Here is a 7,325-nt window from a genome sequence, read left to right as displayed (position 1 = left end):
ACGACTGCTTCGGAGCGCACCAAATGTCGGCAGTCAGTCTGTAGGCGACCCTCTTCTTCCCGCAGTACTTATGCGGCATAAACTAAGTTAGACCTAACAAACGGCAAACGAAATGTGGACAAGCCTACTCACGGAACCCAATGCGGTTCTTGGACCATATGCTGGCAGCCCGCCAGGGTTGAATTCGTTCGCGCCGCACTCGCTTCGATCAGACTACAACCATGTGGCTTTAGCGGGCCAGTTCCTAGATTTGCCGCCGAATCCTCCAGAGCGCTGGCGGTACGGAGACGCATTTCGCGCGTATGCAGTTTTCGAGTTCCTCGGTACGCGAAACTTACGGTGCGCCGGAGTCCCTTCGCGAGGCAAAGAAGACGATTCTCTGCATTTTGTTCCGGTTGGAGAGTTGGCAAATTGTGCTTTGAATGAGATCGATGAAACCTGGTTCGAAAATCCAGAAAAGGGAATCAAGCTGAAGTGGCGTAGCTTCAGCATTCTTCAATCTGGCTTTAGCCTTCACTTGGAAGCGGAAAGTGTCACGTTGTATGTTGGGCGACAAGCTGTTCGCCAATATGGATGGCCAAGCAAGGACTAACACGGAAATAGCCCGCCTTCAGTTTGCCGGCCACTTCTCTGCAATGACTGCTTCAAATCGGGTTGTAGGTCTGCAATCAGTCTGTAGACGCCTCGGCTTCGCAGCGGAAGCGGGCATCCAGGCACAGAGTCTATTGGGCTGGCGTCTAACCAATATTCAATATATTCCACAGTCAATTGAATCGCCCCGACACAAAGGCGATAGCAGACTGACATCCCACACATTCAAGTGAATCTAGGGTTGCGTCTGAGCCATCGAATGAATTGCCAAAAACCGCCATTACTTGAGGCCCACAATTGATTCTCAGCAGCCCGCCAACTCCCCCAGCCAAGGCCATCACTCCATAAAGCGAGAATCTTTACGCTATCAAATTAGTAGCTTATTGCGCAATATCCATCAGGCTTACATGCCAACTTGTCAAGAATCAAGGGTGCCAGCCAATCACACTTTGAGTGTGCGCTCGATATCCGTGAGCTTGTAGCGCGCCAAGGCCAGGTTGCCCTTGGCTTTGTCGAGCACCAGGTACAAAAACAGGCCCGCATTGTTGGGCACCAAGCGGATCAGGTGGTACTGGTCGCCCAGGGTGATCAGGATGTCTTCGATGCCGCGGCGCAAGCCCAGCGACTCCATCGTGGCCAGCTTGGCTTTCACCACCTGGCTGTTGCCTGCTGCGGCCAGGTCCAAATTCATGCCACCACCCGCTTGTGCCAGGCACATGCCGCTGCGGTAGTCGACCAGGGCGGCAGCCAGTGCGCCGTCGATGGTCATGGTGTCGGTCATGCATTGCTTCAAGTTGGAACTCTTATCGTCTCTCGGGGTAGGGGAAGGTTGAAGGGCCAGAAAGTGCTTGAAGTCGAGCTTGCCCAGTTGCTCCATCAAGATGAACCACAGGGTCTGCGGGCTGCTGTCGGGCAGCCGGAAGACCTGGACGTGCTGCGCTTGCGCCGCCGGGAGCGCCTTGAACACGGCGTCCTCCATCAGCGCGTTGGGCATGAGGAAGGCCCAGAGTTTGGTGTGTGTGGCAGATACCAGTGTGTCCAGCAGGGTGCGCAGACGGTTGATGGAGCCAGGCCCCACCAGCAGGATGGTGGCGGCCGCATCGGCCGCAGAGGTGCTCAGGTCCGGGTCTTTGTCGGGGCGGTGCCAGTCCAAACGCAGTGGCAGGGAGCCGTTTCCCAGCGCAATTTGGGGCCAAAAGCCAGGCCCCGATGTATGCGACACGCCCAGTTGGGTGAGCGCGTGCAGCCCGAGGCTGGCGGTGAGGTCAAAAACGGTAACGGTGGGATGCGCCATAGAGCTCTCGCATGCATCGGCCTGCAAGGACTTGATGAAAGCGCCAAGGGATCGAGATGCCAGCGGGGATTGAAAAGGGTTGCAATGGTAGCCGGGCAGCCCCTACTTTGTGCCGACCATCAAACTAACCCGAGGGAGACGCAAGAGCATACCCCAAATTGCTATCAATTCAGTAGCTTGTCACGCAGCATCCAAAAGGGCCAGAGGCCTATTTGGCTCTTATTTCAGGGAAAATCTGCGTCCAGCACCACGCGGTAGCGCGCCTTGCCGCTGCGCAAATGGTCCAAGGCCTCGTTCACGCGCGACATGGGAAAGTGCTCCACCTGCGGCGCAATACCGTGGCGGGCACAAAAGTCCATCATCTTCACCAGCGTGGCGGGCGATGGCGTGGGGGATGCCGAGATGCTGCGCTGCCAGGACAGCAGGCCGCCGGTGCGCACCTTCATGGCTTCGGTGACCACACCGACGAGGTGCAAGCGGCCCTTGGGCGCCAAGGTGCCCATGAGCGCGTCCCACTCCATGCTGGCGCCCACGGTTACCAGCAAAAAATCCAGCTGGCCCGCATAGGCCTTGAGTTCTTTCACATCCACGCTGGACACGGTGCGGTGCGCGCCCAGCGCCAGTGCCTCTTCGCGCTTGGACAGGCTGGAGGTAAAGGCCGTCACATCGCAGCCCCAGGCCTTGGCGAACTTGACGGCCAGGTGACCCAGGCCTCCAATACCGACCACGCCGACCCTGTCGGTGGGCTTGATGCCATGGATGACGAAGGGCAAAAACGCCGTGCCGCCGCCGCACATCAGCGGGCCGGCCGATGCCGGATCCAGCCCCGTGGGGATGGGGAGCGCCCAACTCCAGTGCGCGCGTACCTTGTCGGCAAAGCCACCGTGGCGGCCGATGATGGTGGGCTGGCGCGTGCTGCACAGGTTTTGCTCCCCGCCCACGCAAAAGTTGCAGTGCAAACAGCTCTTGCTGTGCCAGCCCAGGCCAACCCGCTGGCCCACGCTGCGGCCTTTTACGTTAGGGCCCACGGCGGTGATGGTGCCCACCACCTCATGGCCAGGCACCACGGGGTAGCTGGCCGGGAACCACTCACTGTCCACCATGGCCAGGTCGGAGTGGCAGACGCCGCAGAACTCGACAGCAATCTCCACGTCTTCCGTATCCAGCGGGCCGGGGTCAAAGTCCAGTCGCTCTAAAGGAGCAGACTTGCTGGGGGCGGCCCAGCCGCGGAATTGGGTCATGGAGGTCTCCTGCTGTTGGGGGAAGGCGTTTGCAGGCGGCAGGGTACAACGAAGCAGGTGCACTGCACAGCCTTGCTGTAACGCCCGTGACTGCCCTTCGGGGCAGCGATAATCCGCCCGTCGCCGGGCAGCCGCCCGCTCCTACCCCGCCCAAGAAGACCACCATGCACCGTGTCGCCATCAGCAGTACAGGCCTGTTCACCCCGCCCGACGTCATCACCAATGCCGAGCTGGTGGCCTCTTACAACCAATACGCGGCCTTGCAAAATGCCCGGCACGCGGATGCGATTGCAGCGGGCACCCGCGCGGCCCTGGTGGACTCCAGTGTGGAGTTCATCGAAAAGGCCTCCGGCATCCAGCGCCGCTACGTGATGGAAAAAACCGGTGTGCTGGACCCTGCGCGCATGCGCCCGCACTTCACGCCGCGCCCCGACACCGAGATTTCGCTCATGGCCGAGATAGCCGTCAAAGCCTGCCAAGACGCGCTGACTGCAGCGGGCAAGACGGCGGCCGATGTGGACGGTGTGATTTGTGCCGCAGCCAATATGCAGCGCCCCTACCCCGCCATGGCGGTGGAAATCCAGACCGCGCTGGGTGTGCAGGGCTATGGCTTTGACATGAATGTGGCGTGTTCCTCGGCCACCTTTGCGCTGGAGCAGGCGGTGAACGCGGTGCGCTGCGGCAGCGCACGCGCTGTGCTGGTGGTGAACCCCGAAATCACCTCGGCCCACCAAGCCTGGATAGACCGCGACTGCCACTTTATTTTTGGCGATGTGTGCACCGCCATCCTGGTGGAGCGCCTGGACCTGGCGCCAGCAGGCGCCTTTGAGGTGCTGGGCACCAAGCTCTTGAGCAACTTCAGCAACAACATCCGCAACAACCACGGCTTCATGTGGCGCGCGGAAGACCGCAACCCGGAAGACCGCGACCAACTGTTCCGCCAGGAAGGCCGCAAGGTCTTCAAGGAAGTCTGCCCCATGGCGGCCGAGCACATGGAGAAACACCTGGAGAGTTTGGGAATGGCGCCACAGAACGTGCGCCGCTTCTGGCTGCACCAAGCCAACCTGGGCATGAACCAGCTGATTGCGAAGAAACTGCTGGGCCGGGAGGCCACGCTGGACGATGCACCAGTGATCTTGGACGAATTTGCCAATACCGCCTCGGCCGGCTCCATCATCGCTTTCCACCGCCACCACGCCGACATTGCGGCGGGTGAGGTGGGCGTGATCTGCTCGTTTGGTGCAGGCTATTCGATCGGCAGCGTGGTGGTCAAACGCTTGCAGTAGGCCCCCACGCTCCGCCGCTGCACGGGTCGCTGCCCCCCAAGGGGGCTAATTTGCCTTGGGGCGGCCCGGCGGCAAATTGCCTCTCGTCCTCCTAGGCTAAGGGGGACACCGGTCAATGACTAATTCAATGGGCGTTTTAGGCGGATTTCCTCAATTTTGACGGTGCCAATCGGCACGGTCTTGGCGCTGGACATTTCGCGCTTGAAGCCCGCCAGCTCATGGAAACGCATGGCGCGCTCGTTGGCGATCGGCAGCCACACGCTTACATGGGTGCAGCCCTCGTCTTGCAGGCCTTCACGGGCCGCATCCCACAGGGCCAGTCCAACGCCCTTGTCCCAGTGGCTGGGGCTCACATAGATGGCCCAGATTTCGCCCATGGTGGGGGGCGTGCCCTTGTCGCGCGAACGATCAAAGCCAACAAAACCGACGATCTTGTCGTCGTCCAGCGCCACTTGCACTTGGGGCTCTGCGTATTCAATCGCTTCGCGCCAGTAAGCCTGGCGCTTGTCCAGAGGGGTGGTGGGGATAGGGGTGTCGGCCAGCATGCTTTTGAAGGCTTCGCGCACGGTGGAGTTGTGGAGCTCGGCGATGGCTTTGGCATCGCGCAGTGTGGCGGGGCGAACCTTGTAGGTGGTCGTATCGGACATGTCTAAACGCAAACTCACGCAAAATTGAAAAAAAGAGCGTGATTGTCGCAGCATTCGTAGAAACCCTCACCCGCCCCCACTTTGATGCCCGAGTCAACCCCACAGCTACCGCCCGAACGCGCGGCCCAGCCTGCTACTTTTGAGGTGCGTATTGCGCCCGATGGCTGGGTGTTTGCAGCAACGCCAGGGCAAAGCGTTCTGCAAGCGGCATTGGCGGCCGGCGTGGAGCTGGAGAGTTCGTGCCGTAACGGCACTTGCCGCACCTGCCTGTGCCGGCTGGTGCAAGGGCAGGTCGTCTACCCCATGGCCTGGCCAGGGGTAAGTGCCGACGAACAGGCCGAGGGTTGGTTTCTGCCCTGTGTGGCCATGGCCCGCAGCGATCTGGTGGTAGAGCAGCCCATGGCATGGCCTGCCCCCGCACCGTAGAAACACCAAGCTCGCGCAAGCACGTCACCTAGGGTCAACACCATTGCCGCTGAAGGTGAGCGCCCCAAGAATGGCCGCTCCAACCACAGGGAAGCGTCCATGACCACCATCACCGTCTCGCCCGGCGATTTGCCTTTGCAATGCCTTTACCGTTGGGAAAAAGAGCGCGGCTCGCAGATCTACCTGACCCAACCCAGTGCAGGCGGTGTAGTGCAAGACATCACCTGGGCCCAGGCCGCCCAGCAGGTGCGCAGTGTGGCGGGGTGGCTGCAATCCCAGGGCTGGCCAGCTGGCAGCCGTGTGGCCATCATTGGCAAGAACAGCGCACATTGGATCCTGGCGGACCTCGCCATCGTGATGGCGGGTTATGTGTCGGTCCCGATCTACCCCACTTTCAATGCCGAAGCCCTCGCCTACATCCTGGCACACAGCGAGGCCAAGGCCCTGTTTGTGGGCAAGATGGATGACACTGCCAACATTAGCAACGGGGTCCCCGCGGACCTGCCCATGGTGGCACTGCCTCTGGCCCCGGCCCTGGCAGCCCGGCAGTGGGCCGATTTGGTGAAGAACACCGCCCCGCTGAGCGGTCAGCCCGTAGCCGATGGGGACCAGATCAGCACCATCATCTACACCTCTGGCACGACGGGCCAACCCAAGGGCGTCGTGCACACCTTCAACACCATGGCTTGGGGTGTCTCCAGCGCCACGCGCCGTGTGCACATGGATGTGAATGACCGCTACATCTCCTACCTGCCGCTGGCCCATGTGGCCGAGCGCATGCTGGTGGAGCAAGCCTCGCTGCGCTACGGCGGACGCATTTTCTTTGCCGAATCGCTGGATACGTTCTTGGCAGACTTGCAACGTGCACGACCCACCATCTTTTTCTCGGTACCGCGCCTGTGGGTCAAGTTCCAACAGGGCATTCACAGCAAGATTCCGGCAGCCAAGCTGCAGCGCTTGTTGGGCCTCCCGCTGATTGGCAGCCTGGTGCGCAAGAAAATCCTCAAAGGCCTGGGCCTGGACCAGTGCCGCATCGCCGCCGGCGGCGCGGCCCCCATGCCGGCCGACGTACTGCAGTGGTACCGCAATTTGGGACTGGATTTGATCGAGGTTTACGGCATGACCGAAAACAGCGGCGTCTCCCACTCCACGCTACCGGGCTCACGCCAGACGGGTTCGGTAGGCCTGACGTACGAAGGGGTGGAGGGCCGTGTGGACCCTGAGACGGGGGAGATCCAGATGCGCTGCCCGGCCTTGATGAAGGGTTACTACCGCGAGCCCGAACAGACCGCCGCAGCCTTCACGGCCGATGGCTGGCTGCGCACGGGTGACAAGGGCCAGATCGATGCACAAGGTTTTCTGAGCATCACCGGGCGCGTGAAAGACATCTTCAAGACCAGCAAAGGCAAGTACGTGGCGCCCGCTCCCATCGAAGACCGGCTGGTCCTGCACCCCGACATCGAGGCCTGTGCCGTCACCGGTGCCAACCTGACCCAGCCACTGGCATTGGTGATGTTGTCACCGGATGCCATCGCGCGCAGCCAAAGCAGTGAAGGGCGCCAGACATTGAGCACCTCGCTGCAGCTACACCTGCAGGCCGTCAATGCCAAGCTGGAGCCGCACGAAAAACTCGACTGTCTTGCCGCAGTGACGACCGCGTGGACCCCGGAAAACGGATTTGTAACCCCCACACTCAAGGTCAAACGCAACAAGGTCGAAGAGGTCTACGCCCCGCGCTTTGGCAGCTGGCTGGCGCAAGGCAAGCCCGTGGTGTGGGCAGACGCCGGCTGAAGGAACGGCCACACGTACACGCTGCGGTAAGCTCGCAGCATGCACGCTT

6 protein-coding genes are annotated in these 7,325 nt (G+C 61.2%); 3 read left to right on the top strand and 3 right to left on the bottom strand.

The genetic code is table 11. The features are described 5' to 3' along the window. Positions 1-1,033: 1,033 nt before the first annotated feature. Both CHU94_RS01965 and CHU94_RS01960 read right to left on the bottom strand, forming a co-directional pair. On the bottom strand, positions 1,034-1,372 hold the full coding sequence (locus tag CHU94_RS01965; protein ID WP_094476235.1) for a hypothetical protein: 339 nt from the start codon (positions 1,370-1,372) through the stop codon (positions 1,034-1,036). 737 nt (positions 1,373-2,109) lie between these two features. Continuing rightward, a complete protein-coding gene (locus tag CHU94_RS01960) occupies positions 2,110-3,126 on the bottom strand; it encodes an NAD(P)-dependent alcohol dehydrogenase (RefSeq protein WP_094476223.1) in 1,017 nt (338 codons plus the stop codon). A gap of 164 nt (positions 3,127-3,290) precedes the next feature. Here CHU94_RS01960 and CHU94_RS01955 point away from each other — a divergent pair, with 164 nt between their 5' ends. After that, positions 3,291-4,412 (top strand): beta-ketoacyl-ACP synthase III, encoded by a 1,122-nt coding sequence (locus CHU94_RS01955; RefSeq protein ID WP_094476233.1) that lies wholly within the window; start codon positions 3,291-3,293, stop codon positions 4,410-4,412. Positions 4,413-4,531: 119 nt separating this feature from the next. Here CHU94_RS01955 and CHU94_RS01950 read toward each other — a convergent pair whose 3' ends face one another. Beyond that, positions 4,532-5,059 (bottom strand): GNAT family N-acetyltransferase, encoded by a 528-nt coding sequence (locus CHU94_RS01950; RefSeq protein ID WP_094476221.1) that lies wholly within the window; start codon positions 5,057-5,059, stop codon positions 4,532-4,534. A gap of 84 nt (positions 5,060-5,143) precedes the next feature. Here CHU94_RS01950 and CHU94_RS01945 point away from each other — a divergent pair, with 84 nt between their 5' ends. Further along, positions 5,144-5,485: a 2Fe-2S iron-sulfur cluster-binding protein gene (locus tag CHU94_RS01945; protein ID WP_094476217.1), complete on the top strand. Its 342-nt coding sequence runs from the start codon at positions 5,144-5,146 to the stop codon at positions 5,483-5,485. 99 nt (positions 5,486-5,584) lie between these two features. Further along, a complete protein-coding gene (locus CHU94_RS01940; RefSeq protein ID WP_094476215.1) occupies positions 5,585-7,276 on the top strand; it encodes an AMP-binding protein in 1,692 nt (563 codons plus the stop codon). Positions 7,277-7,325: the final 49 nt, after the last annotated feature.

This window comes from Rhodoferax sp. TH121, from assembly GCF_002251855.1.
In the GTDB taxonomy this organism is placed as follows: Bacteria; Pseudomonadota; Gammaproteobacteria; order Burkholderiales; family Burkholderiaceae_C; genus Allorhodoferax.
Note: the sequence above shows the minus strand (reverse complement) of the source record. Positions and strands in the feature narration are given on the sequence as shown.

Excerpts from the sequence above, each read along its gene's own strand:
- CHU94_RS01945 (WP_094476217.1), top strand. The coding sequence starts at position 5,144 with ATGCCCGAGTCAACCCCACAGCTACCGCCCGAACGCGCGGCCCAGCCT.
- CHU94_RS01955 (WP_094476233.1), top strand. The coding sequence starts at position 3,291 with ATGCACCGTGTCGCCATCAGCAGTACAGGCCTGTTCACCCCGCCCGAC.
- CHU94_RS01965 (WP_094476235.1), bottom strand. The coding sequence starts at position 1,372 with ATGACCGACACCATGACCATCGACGGCGCACTGGCTGCCGCCCTGGTC.
- CHU94_RS01950 (WP_094476221.1), bottom strand. The coding sequence starts at position 5,059 with ATGTCCGATACGACCACCTACAAGGTTCGCCCCGCCACACTGCGCGAT.
- CHU94_RS01940 (WP_094476215.1), top strand. The coding sequence starts at position 5,585 with ATGACCACCATCACCGTCTCGCCCGGCGATTTGCCTTTGCAATGCCTT.
- CHU94_RS01960 (WP_094476223.1), bottom strand. The coding sequence starts at position 3,126 with ATGACCCAATTCCGCGGCTGGGCCGCCCCCAGCAAGTCTGCTCCTTTA.